The 17,148-nt window shown below is 66.8% G+C and carries 14 protein-coding genes and 2 pseudogenes; 9 read left to right on the forward strand and 7 right to left on the reverse strand.

The window, feature by feature from the left end; all coding sequences use genetic code 11:
* Window positions 1–93: 93 nt before the first annotated feature.
* Window positions 94–762: a GntR family transcriptional regulator gene (locus PE067_RS01405; protein ID WP_276187488.1), complete on the reverse strand. Its 669-nt coding sequence runs from the start codon at window positions 760–762 to the stop codon at window positions 94–96.
* A gap of 31 nt (window positions 763–793) precedes the next feature.
* Window positions 794–1,723 (reverse strand): hydrogen peroxide-inducible genes activator, encoded by a 930-nt coding sequence (locus tag PE067_RS01410; RefSeq protein WP_276187489.1) that lies wholly within the window; start codon window positions 1,721–1,723, stop codon window positions 794–796.
* 112 nt (window positions 1,724–1,835) lie between these two features.
* Here PE067_RS01410 and glpK point away from each other — a divergent pair, with 112 nt between their 5' ends.
* Together glpK and PE067_RS01420 are read left to right on the forward strand one after the other, a co-directional pair.
* Window positions 1,836–3,317: a glycerol kinase GlpK gene (glpK, locus tag PE067_RS01415; protein ID WP_276187490.1), complete on the forward strand. Its 1,482-nt coding sequence runs from the start codon at window positions 1,836–1,838 to the stop codon at window positions 3,315–3,317.
* Window positions 3,318–3,389: 72 nt separating this feature from the next.
* Entirely contained in the window at window positions 3,390–4,340 is a 951-nt protein-coding gene (locus tag PE067_RS01420) for a glycosyltransferase family 2 protein (protein WP_276187491.1), read from the forward strand.
* A gap of 3 nt (window positions 4,341–4,343) precedes the next feature.
* Here the strand turns inward: PE067_RS01420 and PE067_RS01425 are convergent, their stop codons facing one another.
* Entirely contained in the window at window positions 4,344–4,991 is a 648-nt protein-coding gene (locus PE067_RS01425) for a carbonic anhydrase (protein WP_276187492.1), read from the reverse strand.
* 139 nt (window positions 4,992–5,130) lie between these two features.
* Here PE067_RS01425 and PE067_RS01430 point away from each other — a divergent pair, with 139 nt between their 5' ends.
* From PE067_RS01430 to PE067_RS01455, 6 genes and pseudogenes are all read left to right on the forward strand, one after another.
* A complete protein-coding gene (locus PE067_RS01430) occupies window positions 5,131–5,496 on the forward strand; it encodes a hypothetical protein (protein WP_276187493.1) in 366 nt (121 codons plus the stop codon).
* A 105-nt stretch (window positions 5,497–5,601) separates the two neighbouring features.
* Window positions 5,602–6,989 (forward strand): annotated as a pseudogene (locus tag PE067_RS01435) (leucyl aminopeptidase family protein).
* Window positions 6,986–7,831 carry an NlpC/P60 family protein gene (locus tag PE067_RS01440; RefSeq protein ID WP_276187494.1) on the forward strand — a complete coding sequence of 282 codons (846 nt, stop codon included), beginning with the start codon at window positions 6,986–6,988 and terminating at the stop codon, window positions 7,829–7,831. The pseudogene PE067_RS01435 and the gene PE067_RS01440 overlap by 4 nt, the downstream one beginning before the upstream one ends.
* Window positions 7,832–7,861: 30 nt before the next feature.
* Entirely contained in the window at window positions 7,862–8,917 is a 1,056-nt protein-coding gene (locus PE067_RS01445; RefSeq protein ID WP_276187495.1) for a saccharopine dehydrogenase, read from the forward strand.
* A 1-nt stretch (window position 8,918) separates the two neighbouring features.
* Window positions 8,919–10,064 (forward strand): saccharopine dehydrogenase NADP-binding domain-containing protein, encoded by a 1,146-nt coding sequence (locus PE067_RS01450; RefSeq protein ID WP_276187496.1) that lies wholly within the window; start codon window positions 8,919–8,921, stop codon window positions 10,062–10,064.
* Window positions 10,065–10,160: 96 nt separating this feature from the next.
* Window positions 10,161–11,387, forward strand: a complete 1,227-nt coding sequence (locus PE067_RS01455; protein WP_276187497.1) for a PQQ-dependent sugar dehydrogenase — start codon at window positions 10,161–10,163, stop codon at window positions 11,385–11,387.
* A 183-nt stretch (window positions 11,388–11,570) separates the two neighbouring features.
* On the opposite strand, the gene PE067_RS01460 is transcribed toward PE067_RS01455, so the two are convergent.
* Window positions 11,571–11,945 (reverse strand): DUF3775 domain-containing protein, encoded by a 375-nt coding sequence (locus tag PE067_RS01460; RefSeq protein WP_276187498.1) that lies wholly within the window; start codon window positions 11,943–11,945, stop codon window positions 11,571–11,573.
* Between the two features lie 68 nt (window positions 11,946–12,013).
* Window positions 12,014–13,894 (reverse strand): DNA mismatch repair endonuclease MutL, encoded by a 1,881-nt coding sequence (gene mutL / locus PE067_RS01465; RefSeq protein ID WP_276187499.1) that lies wholly within the window; start codon window positions 13,892–13,894, stop codon window positions 12,014–12,016.
* Between the two features lie 66 nt (window positions 13,895–13,960).
* Between mutL and PE067_RS01470 the strand changes: the two genes are divergently transcribed.
* Window positions 13,961–14,146: a hypothetical protein gene (locus PE067_RS01470; protein ID WP_276187500.1), complete on the forward strand. Its 186-nt coding sequence runs from the start codon at window positions 13,961–13,963 to the stop codon at window positions 14,144–14,146.
* 77 nt (window positions 14,147–14,223) lie between these two features.
* Here PE067_RS01470 and PE067_RS01475 read toward each other — a convergent pair whose 3' ends face one another.
* A complete protein-coding gene (locus PE067_RS01475; protein ID WP_276187501.1) occupies window positions 14,224–15,618 on the reverse strand; it encodes a pitrilysin family protein in 1,395 nt (464 codons plus the stop codon).
* Window positions 15,615–17,091, reverse strand: a pseudogene (locus PE067_RS01480) (pitrilysin family protein). Before PE067_RS01480 ends, PE067_RS01475 begins: the two are co-directional and overlap by 4 nt.
* Window positions 17,092–17,148: the final 57 nt, after the last annotated feature.

Here is a 17,148-nt window from a genome sequence, read left to right on the forward strand (position 1 = left end):
CTGAGGAAAGGAATCTGCATCGGAACCCCGTGTCTTGTGTCTATCTATAAAGACCAAAGGATTCCGATTTTCGTCAATTCAGATTATAGATAATTATTCAATTATCCGATAAGCCATTGATGTTTCGCTATTCGTTTTCACATTCGGACGCCGCCCGATCCAGCCGACATGGCGCGACAGGATTTCGCAGGCCCGTTCGACATGACCCCGGCGCAGGGCGGCCAGAATGGCGCGGTGGTCGTGATCTGTCCGCGCCTCCCATTCGGAACGCCATGAAGCGAACAGGAACCGGGCGCTGGCGGCATGCAGGTCGTCGATCTGGGCCATCAGGCGCGGCATGTCGCAGGGCGCCAGCAACATGCGGTGAAAGGCGCGGTTCGCGGCTTCCCATTGGGTGACGTTTTCGGCCTTTTCGCCCGCGTGGCTTGCCGCTTCGGCCTGATCCAGCAGGGCGGGCGACAGGCGGGGGGCGGCATGGCGCAGGGCCAGAACCTCCAGCGCGGCGCGCATTTCGGCCACCTCGCGCAGCTCGGCCACGTCAAAGGAGGTAACCCGCACACCGCGGCGCGGCTGGCTGATTACCAGACCCTGCGCCTCAAGCTGGCGGAACGCCTCGCGCACGGGGACGTGGCTGGCGCCGAATTCGGCGGCGACATGGTCCTGACGCAGCCTTTCGCCGGGCGGGATCGCGCCCGAGATGATGCGCTGCGCCAAAGCCCCGGCGATACGGGTCGAAAGCGGTTCGGGGGGTGTCGGTTTCATTTCATAGATAAAATGCAAAAAACATGGCAGGTCAATCGGCAGCGGGCAGCCGCACGACGCCAAGCCGGTCGGCCAGCCCCCGCACGATATCGGCCAGCGCCTTCGCATCCGCCTCGGCCGGGCTGCCGCGCCGCCAGATCACGGCCAGATCGCGCTTTGGCGCCGGTTCGGCAAAGGGGATGACGCGCAGGCGGCCATCGTGGTTTTCCTCGGCCAGCGCAAGCTGCGGGACCAGCGTCATGCCCATCCCCGCCGCGACCATGCGCATCAGCGTCGCCATCGAGGTCGCCTCCAGGTTCATCTGGCTGCGCGGTTCGCGCCGCCCGCAGACATCCAGCGCCTGTTCGCGCAGGCAATGGCCGTCCGCCAGCAGCAACAGCCGGTCGGTTTCGATATTGTCGGGCTGCGCGGGACCGGCCAGCCACATATCGTCGTTTTCCGCGACCGCGATCAGGAACGGGTCGCGCAGCACCGGCGCGGTCATGATGCCCGGCTGGTCGATGGGCAGCGCAAGAATGCCCGCATCCAGCCGGTTCGCCGCCAGATCATCCAGCAATTCGTCGGTCATCGCCTCGTGCAGTTCCAGCGCGGCCTGCGCGTGATGGTCGCGCACGGCGGGGATCAGCAGCGGGATCAGATAGGGCGCGACGGTCGGGATGATGCCCAGGCGCAGGCGCCCGGACAGCGGCGGGCGGGGCGCGCGGGCGGCGGCGGCCAGACGCTCGGCCGTCTCGGACAGTTCGGTCGCGATGGGCAGCAGCCGTTCGCCAAGCTGGGTCAGGACCACGCGCCCGGCGCCGGGACTGCGGTGAAACAACTGCCCGCCCAGCCGGGTTTCCAGTTCCGCGATCTGGCTGGACAGTCCGGGCTGCGAGACATGGACCGCATTGGCCGCCGCGCCAAAGCTGCCGAAACGCGCCACGGCAAGGAAATAGGTGATCTGGCGCAGGGTAAAATTCATAATCCATGATTATCACAACCCGCGCCCATCACAAGCCCCGCTTACATGCCGCAGCGCCGCGATTGACAGGCCGCAGACCGGGCGGCAGCCTCGGTCAAAACAGGGGGGAAACATGGCAATTCTGGCGCTGGATCAGGGCACGACATCGTCACGGGCGATCGTCTTTGACGACCGGCTTGGGGTGGTTTCAAGCGCGCAGGTGGAATTTCAGCAGCATATGCCGAATTCCGGTTGGGTCGAACATGATGCCAATGACCTGTGGGCGACCAGCGCCGCGACCGCGCGCGCGGCCATCGAAAAGGCGGGCCTGTCGGGGCGCGACATTGCCGCGATCGGCATCACCAACCAGCGCGAAACCACGGTGATCTGGGACCGCAAGACCGGCCGCGCGATCCACCGCGCGATTGTCTGGCAGGACCGCCGGACCTCGGACCTGTGCCAGCGGCTGCGCGATCAGGGCCATGAACCCGCCGTGACCGAGGCGACCGGCCTGCTGCTGGACCCCTATTTCAGCGCGACGAAGATCGCCCGGATCCTCGACAATACCCCCGGCGCCCGCGCGCAGGCCGAGGCTGGCGCGCTGGCCTTTGGCACCGTGGACAGCTGGCTGATCTGGAACCTGACCGGCGGCGCGGTCCATGCCACCGATGCGACAAATGCGGCGCGGACGATGCTGTATGACATCCGCAACGGCGCGTGGTCGCGGGATCTGTGCGACCTGTTCGGCGTGCCGATGTCGATGCTGCCGGAAGTCCGCGACAGCGCCGCCGATTTCGGTCACGCCCGCGCCGATCTGTTCGGAGTCGAAATCCCGATTCTGGGCGTCGCAGGCGACCAGCAGGCCGCGACCGTGGGTCAGGCCTGTTTCCAGCCGGGGATGATGAAGGCGACCTATGGCACCGGCTGTTTCGCCCTGCTGAACACCGGCGACCAGCTGGTGCGCAGCAAGGACCGGCTGCTGACCACCATCGCCTATCAGTTGAACGGCAAGCCGGTCTATGCGCTGGAAGGCTCGATCTTCATCGCGGGGGCGGTGGTGCAATGGCTGCGCGACAGCCTGGGCCTGATCCGCGATGCCGCCGAAACCCAGCCCCTGGCGGCCGTGGCCGACCCGGCGCAGGATATCGTCATGGTCCCGGCCTTTACCGGCCTTGGCGCCCCGCATTGGCGGCCCGACACGCGCGGCGCGATCTTTGGCCTGACCCGCGCCACCGGCCCGGCGGAACTGGCCCGCGCCGCGCTGGAAAGCGTCGGTTTCCAGACCCGCGACCTGTGGGAGGCGATGCGGAACGGCTGGCCCGGCGCGCGCGATACCGTGCTGCGCGTCGATGGCGGCATGGCCGCGTCCGAGCCCGCGATGCAGTTTCTGTCCGACATGCTGGGCGCGCCGGTCGACCGCCCCCGCAACCTTGAAACCACCGCGCAGGGCGCCGCATTTCTGGCCGGGATGCAGGCGGGCCTGCTGCCCGGCCCCGATGAATTCGCGCAAAGCTGGCAGCTTGAGCGGCGCTTTACCCCCGAGATGGAGGCCGAAGAACGCGACCACCGCTATGCGCGCTGGAAACGTGCGGTGGCGGCGACAATGTCGGTTTGACCCCTACCCTCCGGCGGCGAAGGATGTCACAACCATGACGTGAGTTGATCTTTTTGCTGTTTCCGGGTTGCCATGAGCTATGATCTGCCCGCCGCCATCGTCATTCCGACCCATAACCGGCGCGACCGCGTCGGACGGGCGGTCGAGGCGGCATTAAACCAATCCCATCCCAATTGCATCGTGATTGTGGTCGATGATGGTTCGGGTGACGGGACATGGCAGGATCTGCGCCGTTTTCAGGGCGATGCGCGCTTTGCCGCGCTGCGGCTGGCGCGCAATCTGGGCACGGGCGCGGCCAAGAATGCGGGCATCCTGCTGACCGGCAGCCGCGCCGTCAGCTTTCACGATTCCGACGACCGCCCGCACCCCGACAAGCTGCTGCGCCAGTCGCGCGCGCTTGGCCAGACCGGCCTGCCCCGCGATCCCTGCCTGAACTGGTCCGCCATCGGCCTGCCCGATCACGCGCCGCTGGAACTCAGCGCCGTGTTCAGCCACCACGAATTGATCCTGCCCGACGGCCGCCGCGAAATCATCCGGCGCGAGATTTCCATCGTCGACGATGTCTTTCCGAATGTGCAGATGGGCACGACCGTGCCGGGCGACTGGCTGCATATCAATTCGGGCCTGTTTCACCCGCGCATCTTCGCGGCGCTTGGCGGTTATGCCGACACGATCGAAGAGGATCGGGAATTCCGCAACCGCATCATCCTGTCCGGCCATCTGGTCCGGGTGATTCCCGAACCGCTGCTGACCAAGATCGAAACCGCCGATTCGCTGACCCAGTCCCGCGCGACCGATTACACCAGCCCCGCCCGCACCGCCGCGCGCGAAGCCGTCTGGCGCGAGGTCGCGACATGGATGCAGACCCGCCGCATCACGCCGAAACCCATCGACCTGCCCATGGGCGCGGTGGCCGAGGTCATCAATCCGGGCATTCTGGCGCCTTCGACCGCACTGGCGACACCGGCGACGCGACAGGCCGCCGCGCGCTGGATCGGCGCGGCGGAATTGCAGCGGCTCTAACCGTTACAGCGGGACGAAACGGCCCTGTTCGGCCTCATATTGCAGCAACACGCCATCGCCGATCTGGTGCAACAGCCCGTGCAGCTTCATTTCGTCACGCTCGACCGCGTCGCGCACGAAAGGAAAGGTCATGAGGTTTTCCAGCGACAGCAGCACCGCCTCGCGTTCCAGCGCGGGGATCTGTTCGTCTTCGGGCAGCGAGGTGACGCGTTCGTAACCCGGACGCAGCATGTCCATCCAGCGCCCGACGAAACTGGTCTTTTCCTCCAGTTCGGGGGCATTGCCGGAACACATGGCATGACAGCCGCGCACGCCGCCGCAATTGGAATGGCCCAGCACGATCAGATGCGGCACCTTCAGCGTGCCGACGCCATATTCCAGCGCCGCCGAGGTCCCGTGCATCTCGCCATCGGGCGCGTAGGGCGGCACCAGATTGGCGATATTGCGATGGATAAAGAACTCATCCGACTCGGCGCCGAAGATGGTCGTGACATGGACGCGGGCATCGCAGCAGGCGATGACCATGGCGCGCGGACGCTGGCCGTCATCGGCCAAACGCTTGAACCAGGCGCGATTTTCGGTGAATGTGGTTGCCTTCCAGCCATGATAGCGCTGGACGAGATATTGCGGCAAGGGACGGATGAACTGCATCGCTTTCTCATCTTGTTGCGGGGCCTAGATAGACAGGGAACTGATAAAGTTCGAGCGTTTATTCCACATCCCCTAACCTTTTCTTGACATAAAAATGCGACACAAGACCAACGCATGGGGATGCGTGGTGAGGTGCAAGATGAAAAATATCGCGCGACTGCGCGTCGATGATGTCGTGAACATCGACCAGCAGCGGGTCACGGAAATCGTGAACGAACTGGGTCGGCATGCCGCGGAAAACCTGATTCAGGCCGCGCTGGAACAGCTTGCGCTGGCCTTGCAACAGGTGCTGTCGGCGGCGGCGCAGGACGATCTGGCGCAGATTGCCTATCACGTCGACCGCCTGTCGCGGCTGGCCCGGCAGGTCGGTCTGGTGACGCTGGCCGGTGTCGCGGTCGATGTCGGGCGCTGCGCCGAAAATCTGGATCGTCAGGGCCTTCGGGCGACATTGGCGCGGCTGGAACGCATCGGGGCAAGGTCGCTGACGGAAATCTGGGACCACTAGCGGCGCCCGCGCGGTCCTGTCCCGCACGGGCGCCGCTCTGGCCCTTGCGGCTGCGGTTCGCCGCGTTAGGCTTGGCCCTGAAACAGTCACGACCAGAGGCCCCAGATGACGCCGGAATTCGCCCCGCAGGATGCAGCCAGCCTGCCGCTTTGGCTGGTCAACGCCAGCAACGATGGCCCGGATTTTCCTGATACGCTGCCCGATGCGGCGCGGGTCTGGGCGACGGCGAACGGTTTTGGCGGCAAGGCGGGGCAGGTCTGCGTGCTGCCCGCGCCGGATGGCGGGATTCTGGGCGCCCTGTATGGTCTGGGGCAGGCCAAAGGTTCGCGTGAACGCTATCCGCTGGCACGCGCGGCGGATCTGCTGCCCGCGGGCAGTTGGCACATCGCCCATGCGCCCGCCGGTTTCGATGCGACGCTTGGCGCGCTCGGCTGGCTTCTGGCCGAATACCGCTTTGCCCGCTACAAAAAGACCGAAGCCCCCAAGGCGCGGCTGATCTGCCCTCAGGGCGTTGATTCCGAAAAGGTTCTGGCGCTGGCGGCGGCGGAATATCTGGTCCGCGACCTGATCAACACGCCGACCTCGGACATGGGCCCCGACAATCTCATGGCAGAGGCAGAGGCCCTCGCCGCCCGTCACGGCGCCCGTGTCGAGGTGATCCTTGGCGACGACCTGCTGGCGCGCAATTTCCCGATGATCCACGCGGTCGGGCGCGCGGGCGGACAGGCCCCGCGTCTGGTCGATATCCGTTTTCCGGGCAACGGGCCAAAGGTGACGCTGGTCGGCAAGGGCGTCTGTTTCGACACCGGGGGCTGGATATCAAGCCGCCCTCATCCATGCTGCTGATGAAAAAGGACATGGGCGGCGCGGCCAATGTCATCGGGCTGGCCGATGCGCTGGCACGGCTTGGCCGCACCCGGGACATCAGCCTGCGCGTGCTGCTGCCCATCGTCGAAAATGCGATTTCCGGCAATGCTTTCCGTCCCGGCGATATCCTGACCAGCCGCAAGGGCCAGACGGTCGAGGTGAACAATACCGATGCCGAAGGCCGCCTGATTCTGGCCGATGCGCTGGCCTATGGGGATGAGGAAAGCCCCGATCTGCTGATTTCGATGGCGACGCTGACCGGCGCGGCGCGGGTGGCGCTTGGCCCCGACCTGCCGCCGTTTTTCTGCGACGACGACGGGGTGGCCCGGATCATCCACCGCGCGGGGCAGAATGCCGCCGATCCGCTGTGGCGCCTGCCCTTCTGGGAACCTTACGAATCCATGATCGAGCCGCAGATCGCCGATCTGGACAATGCGCCTTCGGGTGGCTTTGCGGGGGCGATCACGGCGGCGCTGTTCCTGCGCCGTTTCACCGGAAACGCCCGCCATTACGCGCATTTCGACATCTATGGCTGGCAACCCGCCGCAGCGCCGGGACGGCCCAAGGGCGGGGCCGCGCAAGGCATCCGCGCGCTGCTGGAGGCACTGCCGGATATCCTGAAATGAATACTCCGGACCGCCGCCTGACCCCGGCAACCGAGCGCGTGGCGCTGGACAGCCTGCAGGGTGTTCTGGACCGCCCCGCCTATGTGCCGGGCACCCCTGCCCGGCTGGCGACACCCATCGCCGACCTGCTGCGCAATCCCGGCGGCGCGCGTGAAAGGCAGGTGAATTTCGGCGCCGACCTGACCGTGATCGACGAGGCGGACGGGCACAGCTTTGTCCAGGCGGTCGCGGATGGCTATTGCGGCTGGATCGCCAGCGCCGCACTGACCCGCGACCTGCCCCGAATCACCCATCGCGTCGCGGCACCCGCCACGCATCTCTATCCCGCGCCGGAGATGAAACAGCCCGAAGACATGGCGCTGTCCATCGGCGCGCGGCTGTCGGTCACGGATATCGACGGGCGTTTCGCGCGGCTGGCGGATGGGCGTTTCGTCCCCGCCGCCCATATCGGCGACCAGCCTGCTACCGACCCGGCGGCGGTGGCCCTGACCCTGCTGGGCACGCCCTATCTGTGGGGCGGCAACAGCCGGGCGGGGATCGACTGTTCGGGTCTGGTGCAGGCCGCGCTTGGCGCCTGCGGCATCCCCTGCCCCGGCGACAGCGACCTGCAACGCGACGGTTTTCCGGCGGTGGACGACATCCGCCGCAACGATCTGCTGTTCTGGCCCGGCCATGTCGCGCTGGCACTGGATGACAGGGTGATGGTCCACGCCACCGCCTATGTCATGGCCGTGATCACCGAAGATATCGAACAGGCCATTGCCCGGATCGACCGCGCGGGCGAAGGCCCCTTTCTGGGTGCGCGCCGCCCCGATCTTGCCGTGACGCCGCAATTTCCCTAACCCGAACCGATACGCAAGGCAGAGGATATCATGGTGCATCTTTGGGTCCGGGCCGAAAGCCGCCCGAACGAGGACAGGGTGGGCATCACCCCCGAGGGCGTGCGCGCCCTGATCCGGCAGGGCTGCCGCGTCACGGTCGAAGACAGCCCCCGCCGCATCATCGCCACCGACGGCTATCGCGAGGCCGGGGCCGAGATCGCGCCCGAAGGGTCATGGCCCGATGCGCCGCGGGACGCGATCATCTTTGGCCTGAAAGAACTGCCCGACGACGGCACGCCCCTGAGCCATCGCCACATCATGTTCGGCCATGCCTTCAAGGGCCAGCCCGCCGGGCAGGTGCTGCTGCGCCGCTTCCGCGAGGGTGGCGGCGCGCTGTATGATCTGGAATACCTGACCGACGACGCGGGCCGCCGTCTGGCGGCGTTCGGCTATTGGGCGGGCTATGCGGGTGCCGCCGTGTCGCTGATGGCCTGGGCCGCACAGCATCGCGGCCAGATCTGCCCGCCCGTCCACAGCTATCCCAGCCAGCAGGCGATGACCGACGATCTGCGCGCGCGGCTGGACGGGACGCAGGCGGCACGCCCGAATGCCATCGTCATCGGCGCGCTTGGCCGGGTCGGCACCGGCGCGGCGGATCTGTGCACCGAAATGGGCGTCCATGTGACGAAATGGGATATGGCCGAAACCGCCAGCGGCGGGCCGTTCCCGGAAATTCTGGACCACCAGATTTTCCTGAACTGCATTCTGGCGCGTCCCGGCACGCCGGTCTTTGTCCCTGCGGATGCCGTCAATCCGGGCCGGGCGCTGCGCGTCATCGGCGATATCGCCTGCGACCCGGACAGCGAATTTTCCCCGATCAAGGTCTATGACCGCACCACGACATGGGACCAGCCGGTCCTGCGCGTCGCGGACAATCCCCCGCTGGATGTGATGGCGATCGACAACCTGCCTTCGATGATGCCGCGCGAAAGCTCGGCTGATTATGCGGGGCAGCTTTTGCCGGTGCTGTCCACGCTGGACCGGATCGACGCCGATGCCTGGGGCCGCGCCCGCGCCCTGTTCGATATCCATGTAAAAGAGGCCTGAGATGACAATCCACTGGATCGGAACCGGCCTGTCCGCCATTCCCGGCCTGCGCCGCCTGTTGCAGGGCGGCCAGCCCGTCACCGTCTGGAACCGCACGGTGGACAAGGCCCGCGACGCGGTGGGCGACCTGACCGCCGACATCCGCGCCTATACGCCCGAGGCCCTGGCCGAAGCCGTCACGCAAGGCGACATCATCGTGTCGATGCTGCCCGCCGACCGCCATGTGCCGCTGGCAAAGCTGGCCATCGAACGGCGCGCGCATTTCGTCAGTTCCAGCTATATCTCGCCCGAGATGGCGGCGCTGGACGGGGCCGCCCGTGCCGCAGGTGTCGCGCTGGTCAATGAGGTCGGGCTGGACCCCGGCATCGACCATCTGATGGCCCATGATCTGGTCACCGATTACCGCACGGTCGCGCGCCCCGGCGATCAGGTCAGCTTTACATCCTATTGCGGCGGCTTTCCGAAACATCCCAACACCTTCCGCTACAAGTTCAGCTGGTCGCCGCTTGGCGTATTGCGGGCGCTGCGCTCGCCCTCGCGGTCGATGCGCGACGGGGCGGAACTGGCGGTGGACCGGCCCTGGCATGCGATCACGCCCTATCAGGCCCCCTGCCCACGCCTCGAGGCGTTCGAGGTCTATCCGAACCGCGATTCGCTGCCCTTTGTGCAGCAATACGGCTTTTCACCCGATTGGCAGATCCGCGATTTCGTGCGCGGCACGATCCGCCTGAAAGGCTGGCAAGAGGCATGGACCCCGGTTTTCACCGAGGTCGAGACCCTGACCGGCCCCGAAGGCGACGCCCGTCTGGCCGAAATGGCCGATCAGTTCTGGCGCGACAATTCCTACGAGGAAGGCGAACCGGACCGGGTCGTCCTGTTCGTCGCGCTGAAGGCGGTCCGGGATGGCGAAACCGTCTGGCACAAGGAATGGGTTCTGGATGCCTCGGGCAATGCCCAAGGCAGCGCGATGGGTCAGCTTGTGTCGATCCCGGTGGCGCTGGCGGTCGAGGCGGTGGCGCGCGGCGATTTCGCCCCCGGCACCCATGCCGCGCCCGACGACCCCCGGCTTGTCGGCGACTGGCTGGTCGAGGTCGCAGAGATCGCCGACCATACCGCCAAGGTCAACCACCTCTCGCCCGAGGCCTGACGCAAGGGTGAACGCCCATCCGGCACGGCGGCGGAACCCCTGCCGCCGTCGCCCGTTTCCCTTGCGACGATTTCCGATCAGCAAAGGGATAGAATGATGACGTTTTCCGCCAATTCCAGCCTTGCCCTACCGCGTTTTCTGGCCCCTTTCTTCGCGGCGACCAGCCTGCTGGCCCTGCCCGCGCTGGCCGATTTCAACGACGCGCCCCCGAATGCGGCCAGCCAGCAGCCTGCCTTTGCCGGGCAGACCCGCGCCCCGGTGATCGCGCCGCAGTTCAATATCGAAACCACGGTCATCACCGACCGGCTGGACAGCCCCTGGGGCATGGCGATCCTGCCCGACGGCACCGCGCTGGTCACCGAAAAGCGCGGCAACCTGCGGCGCATCGCGCCGACGGGTGAGGTTTCGGCCCCGATCTCGAGCCTGCCCGATGTCGATGCGCGCGGTCAGGGCGGCTTGCTGGATGTCGCCATCGCCCTGGACTTCGCCCAGACCCGCCAGATCTGGATCACCTTTGCCGAGCCGCGCGGCAGCAACGAAAACGGCACCGCCGTCGCAACCGGCACCCTGTCGCAGGACATGACCGCGCTGGAAAATCTCCGCGTGATCTTTCAGCAGCAACCGGCGTGGGCTTCGGACAAGCATTTCGGGTCGCGTCTGGTCTTTGGCCGCGATGGCAGCCTGTTCGTCACGACCGGCGAACGATCGGACCGCGAACCCCGGCAGTTGGCGCAGGACCTGACGACCCATCTGGGCAAGGTCTTGCGCATCGACCCGCAGACCGGGCAGGCCGCGCCCGGCAATCCGCAATTCGTGGGCGTTCAGGCGCAGCCGGAAATCTGGTCCTACGGTCACCGCAACCTGCAGGCGGCCGCGCTGGATCCGGCGACCGGCCAGATCTGGACGGTCGAACACGGGCCGCGCGGCGGGGATGAGCTGAACCACCCCGAGGCGGGCAAGAACTATGGCTGGCCCGTCATCACCTATGGTCAGGAATACAGCGGCGCCGCCGTCGGTCAGGGCCGCACCCAGCAGGACGGGCTGGAACAGCCGGTCTATTACTGGGACCCGGTCATCGCCCCGTCGGGCATGGCCTTTTATCAAGGTGCCATGTTCCCCGAGATGCAGGGCGATATCCTGATCGGCGGCTTGCAGGGGCAGGCGCTGGTCCGCCTGACGGTTCAGGGCGGCCGCGTGACCGGCGAACAGCGGCTGGCCGAAGGCATCGGCCGGGTCCGCGATCTGGATATCGCCGCGGATGGCGCAGTCTGGATGCTGATCGAAGACAGCGGCGAATTGGTGCGGGTCAGCCGGGCCGATTAAGGGGGCCTTGCGATCATCTAACACAGGACAGGGCGCGTCGGCGCGCCTTGTCCGTCTGCAGGCCATTACGGGCCGGGATCGGCGTGGGTCGGGGCGTATCGCGGCTGACCCTTTACGCGCGGAATGCGGGGATTCCGGCACAATCGCGGCCTGTCGATTGCAAGGCTGGCAGCGCGGCGCCTCTCAGACGGGACGATGGATCGCCTCGGTCTCGTCCTCGGGGGACAGGCCAAGCGCCTCCAGCCCGGCCTCCAGATAATCGGCCAGTTGGGGGTCCGACATCAGATAGGTTTCGGTCGGGGATGTGCGTTCGGCGCGGGCGGTCGCGATGGCTTCGGCCAGTTCGCTGGCGTCAAAGGTGTCGCGCCCGATCCACATCACGGCGACCAGCGATGCCTGTTCGTCTTCGTCCATCGCGGCGATGAAATCGCGCAGCTCGCTGCGGTTGCCATGCTGGCCGGGGCGGCTGCCCTGATGCGCCCAGGCATTGATGCCGCTTTGATATTCACGCGCCAGAACAATGACTTGAGCAATCTTGTCGGGGGTGATGTCGATCATGGCCGCTCTCCTTGCGAAAACAGCATCAGACCAAAGCGGGGCGGCGTCAACCACAATCGCGGCCCCCGTCAGCGGCCGAAAAGGCGCTCGATATCGGTCAGTTTCAATTCGACCCAGGTCGGGCGCCCGTGGTTGCACTGGCCGGAACGCGGCGTGCGTTCCATTTCGCGCAGCAGCGCGTTCATTTCGTCGCCGGACATCCGCCGCCCCGACCGGACAGAACCATGGCAGGCCATCGACGACAGCACCGCATCGACCCGCGCCTTCAGCCGGTCGGATGCGCCCTGATCGGCCAGATCGTCCAGAATGTCGCGGATCAGCGCCGGGGCATCCAGTTTGCGGATCAGCGCCGGGGTTTCGCGCACGGCGATCGCGCCGCCGCCGAAGGGTTCGATCACCAGCCCAAGCGCGGCCAGATCATCGGCGATCTCCAGAATGCGGGCGGCGTCGGATTCGGACAGTTCGACGATTTCGGGGATCAGCAGGGCCTGCGTCGGAATGCCGTTCGCCTCGGCCTGCGCCTTGAGCCGTTCATAGACCAGACGCTCATGCGCGGCGTGCTGATCGACGATGACGATGCCGGTCGGGGTCTGGGCGACGATCCAGTTTTCATGCAGTTGCGCGCGGGCCGCGCCCAGGGGGGCGTCCTCGGGGATGGGCGATCTGGCCTCGACCCGCGCGCTTGGCGCCTCGGCAAAACCGGGTGCCTGAAAGGCCAGCGCGGCTTCGACCGCTGCGGGCGAAGGACGCGGGGCGGACCAGTTCGCCGGGCGGTAATCGGCCTGATACTGGCCCGGCTGATCGGGAACGGGTTCGGGACGAAACGCCTGCAGGGTCGCCGCCCCCACCGTGGACGAGGCGCGATGCCCGGCGGCCCCGGCCAGCGTATGGCGCAGCGCGCTGACGACCAGACCGCGCGCGATATCGGGGGCGCGGAAACGGACCTCGGCCTTGGCGGGGTGGACGTTGACATCGACCTGATGCGGATCGCAGCCGACGAACAGCACCGCCGCAGGGTGGCGCCCGCCCGCCAGCACATCCATGTAGCCGGCCCGCAGGGCCCCGGTCAGCAGCTTGTCCCGCACCGGCCGCCCGTTCACGAACAGATGCTGCGCGACCGAGGTGCCGCGCGAATAGGTCGGCAGCGCCGCATAGCCGGTCAGCGTGATCCCGTCGCGCTCGGCATCGACCGGCGCGGCGTTTTCGATGAAATCGCGGCCCATGACGCGCGACAGCCGGGTTTGCAGCGCCCCGAACAATTCGCCCTGTTCGGCATCGGCGCGAAACAGGATGCGGCCCTCGTCCTCATCACTCAGGGTAAAGGCGACATAGGGCTCGGCCATGGCCAGACGGCGGATGACCTCGGCCACGGCCTGGGTTTCGGCGCGGTCGCTGCGCAGGAATTTCAGCCGGGCAGGGGTGGCAGAGAACAGATCGCGCAATTCGACCACCGTGCCGCGATTGCCCGCCGCCGGGCGCACCGGTTCCAGCCGCCCGCCCGCAACCGCGATCCGGGCCGCGTCATGGCCGCAGGCGCGGCTGGTGATGGTCAGGCGACCGACCGCGCCAAGGCTGGGCAGCGCCTCGCCCCGAAAACCGAAGCTGCGGATATCCAGCAGGTCCGAGCCGTCGATTTTCGACGTCGCATGCCGTGCCAGCGCCAGCGGCAGGTCATCGCCCGTCATGCCGCAGCCATCGTCGCTGACCCGGATCAGCGCCTTGCCGCCCTTGGCAATCGCCACGTCGATGCGCGTGGCACCGGCATCCAGCGCGTTTTCGACCAGTTCCTTGACCGCCGATGCGGGACGTTCCACGACCTCGCCCGCCGCGATGCGGTTGGCGGCGGCCTCGTCAAGCTGGCGGATCACCGGTCTTATGTTGGGGGCGGTTTGGGTCACACCCCCAGATATAGCAAAACCCCGCCTATGGAAAAGAGAGATTTCGCCCATCACGCAACCAAGCGCGCCCAAAGGGGTTGAGTCGGCATGACATTTTGCAAGCACGAAGGAAACAGCATGAAACGCATGATCGCATGTGCCGTTTGCAGCCTCGACCGCCTGGCCGTCGCGGCCTGCGGCCCGAATGCGGCGACCCGCGCCACCACCGGGGCCGCGACCGGCGCCGTCGTGGCGGGGCCTGTCGGCGCGGTCGCAGGTGCGGCGGCGGGCGGTTCGGGCGCGGTTCGCGTCAACACGCCCTGATGATCTGATATCGAAAACCCCGGATCCTGTGCCACCACACAGGTACGGCGCGCCCCTTGCCGGGGCGGCCGGTTTCGTTACTGGACGGGTTCGGGTTCGGCAGCGGTTTCGGTCGTCGTTTCGGTGGCTGCTTCTGTCGCCGTTTCGGCGGCGGGCAGGCGCGCGCCATCCGCGTCAAGGCCCGCAGGCCGACCGACCAGAACAAAGCGCAGATTGTCGGCCTTCAGCAGCCGCTGCGCGACGCGCTGGACATCGGCGGCGGTCACGGCCTCGACCTTGTCGTTGCGGGTGTTGACGTAATCGGCGGGCAGGCCGACCAGTTGCATCCCCGCCAGAATCCCCGCGATCCGGCGGTTGCCGTCGAAACGCAGCGGGTATTCGCCGGTCAGATAGGTCTTGGCGTCGTTCAGTTCCTGATCCGTCACGCCATCGGCCAGCCGCGCCCATTCCTGCCGGACCAGATCGACCGCCTCGGCCACGCGCTCATTGCCGGATGCCATGCCGCCCTGCCAGCTGTCGCCGTAAAGACCGTTGGCCAGCCCGGTGCTGACGCCATAGGTCAACCCGCGCTTTTCGCGGATCTCGTCCATCAGGCGCGAGGAAAAGCCGCCGCCGCCCAGAATATGGTTGGCCACGAAAGCCGCGAAATAATCCGGGTCATCCATCGGCAGGCCCGGCCCGGCAAAGCCCACGACGGTCTGCGGGCTGTCCCAGTCGATCACGGTGACGCCGCCGGTCAGGCCAAGCGTCGCGGGCTGCGGCAGGGGCGCGGTGCCGGTTTCGGGCAAGGTGCCGAAGGTCCGGTCCAGCAGGATGCCAAGATCCTCGGGCGTGATATCGCCCGACACCGCGACGATCATCCGGTCACGCGCGATGACACGGTTGCGGGCGTCGATCAGGTCGTCGCGGGTCAGGGCCGCCACGCTGTCCGCCGTGCCGCTGGTCGAACTGCCGCAGGGGTGATCGCCCCATGCCTGACGCGCCATTTCCTTGGCGGCGATGGATTGCGGGTCGGTCGCCTCGGCCCGGATCGACAGTTGGACCTGCGCGCGGACCAGTTCCACGCGGTCGCTGTCGAAACGGGTTTCGGTCAGCGCCTGACGCAGCAGATCGGCCGCCTGATCGCGGTTTTCGCTGAGCGCGCGGAATGTGATCGTCAGCGCATCATCCCCGGCGCTGAAACCGATTTCGGCGCCCAGCCCCTCCAGCGCCTCGGCGAAACCGGTGGCGTCCAGATCGCCCGCGCCTTCCTCCAGCGTGGCGGTCATCAGGTTGATCGCACCGCGTTTTCCGGGCGCGTCCAGACTGGCGCCGCCCTTGAACAGCACCGTCATCGCGGCAAAGGGGATCGAGCCATCCTGCGCCAGCCAGGCCCTGATCCCGCCGGGAGAGGTGATTTCCTGAATCTCGATCGCGCGGGCCGGCAGCGCGGCCAGCAGCACAAAGACGAATGTGGCGAGTGCGCGGATCATTCGGAAACCTCGTTGCGGGGATTGGCAAGCGGCGGGGTGGCGCCGATATTTGCCGGATTGTCGGCAGGGCCGTCTGTCGGCGTTTGGGCCGGAGCCGGGGCTGGGGTTGCGGACGCATCCACCCCCGCATCGGCAGGGGCCGCAGGCGAGGCAGCCTCTGCGGGCAGCAGCCAGCCGGTGACATGGGCGTTGCTGTCGATCAGCAGCCGCGCGGCATCGGTCACATCCTGAACCGTGACGGCATCCAGCAGATCGGGCCATTCATGCACATCCTCGACCGTCAGCCCGGTCGAAAGCGCCATGCCATAGTCATAGGACCGGGCATGAGCGCTGTCTTGCAGGTAAACCCGGCCCGCGCGGATCTGGGTCTTGATCCGGTCGAGCTGCGCGGGATCGGGGCCGGTATCGGCGAAATCGCGCAGCGCCTGATCCAGTGCGGCCTCGGCATCGGCATTGGCGACGCCCGGCGCAGGCACCAGCCCAAGCGCGAATGTCGTCGCATCGACCGAAGTGCCGTCATAGCTGGCATAGGTGAACAGCGCCATGCCGCCCTGCACCAGATCCCGCGCCAGAACCGAGGTCTGGGACGATCCGCCCAGCAGTTCCGCCAGCACGGTCAGCGCGGCGGCCTGCTGCTGGTCGCCGGTCTTGCGCTGCGGCACCAGCACCGTGCGCACCAGCGAAGGCTGGGGCACGCGCGGGTCGCTGCGTTCCATCCGGCGGGGCGAATTCTGCTGGGGGTTCCTGCGGGCGCGGCTTGCGGGTCAGATCGGGACGCGCCGGGACCGGGCCATAATATTTCTCGGCCAGTTGGCGGACGCGGTCGGCGGTGACATCGCCCGCGACGATCAGCACCGCATCATTCGGCGCGTAATGGCTGCGATACCAGTTCAGCGCGTCTTCACGGGTCAGCGATTCCATTTCCTGACGCCAGCCGATGACGGGGCGGCCATAGGGGTGGTTGTAGAACTGCACCGCATTGCGTTCTTCGGCGAACAGGGCCGAGGGGTCGCTGTCGGTGCGCTGCGCCCGTTCCTCCAGCACCACCTGACGTTCGGCCTGCCAGTCGTTTTCACCGATCCGCAGGTTTTCCATGCGGTCGGCCTCCATTTCCATGATCAGCGGCAGCCGGTCGCTGGCGATGCGCTGGAAATAGGCGGTGTAATCATAGCTGGTAAAGGCATTGTCCATGCCGCCATTGGCCTTGACCGTCCTGGACAACTCGCCCGGCGCCAGCTTTTCGGTGCCCTTGAACATCAGATGTTCCAGATAATGGGCGATGCCCGACTTGCCCGGCGCCTCGTCGGCGGAACCGATCTTATACCACAGCATCTGGACGACGACGGGGGCACGGTGATCCTCGATCACGACGGTTTCCAGACCGTTCGGCAGGGTGAAATGACTGATTCCCTTGGGCATTTCCGCGACGGCGGGAAGGGCCGACAGGAACAGGGCGGCAACGGTCAGGCGCATGAACGGGCTCCGGTGCGGGCAGGTCTTGAAATTGACCCGCCGACCTTGGCCCGAAAA

The organism is Paracoccus sp. DMF-8 (genome assembly GCF_029309835.1).
In the GTDB taxonomy this organism is placed as follows: domain Bacteria; phylum Pseudomonadota; class Alphaproteobacteria; order Rhodobacterales; family Rhodobacteraceae; genus Paracoccus.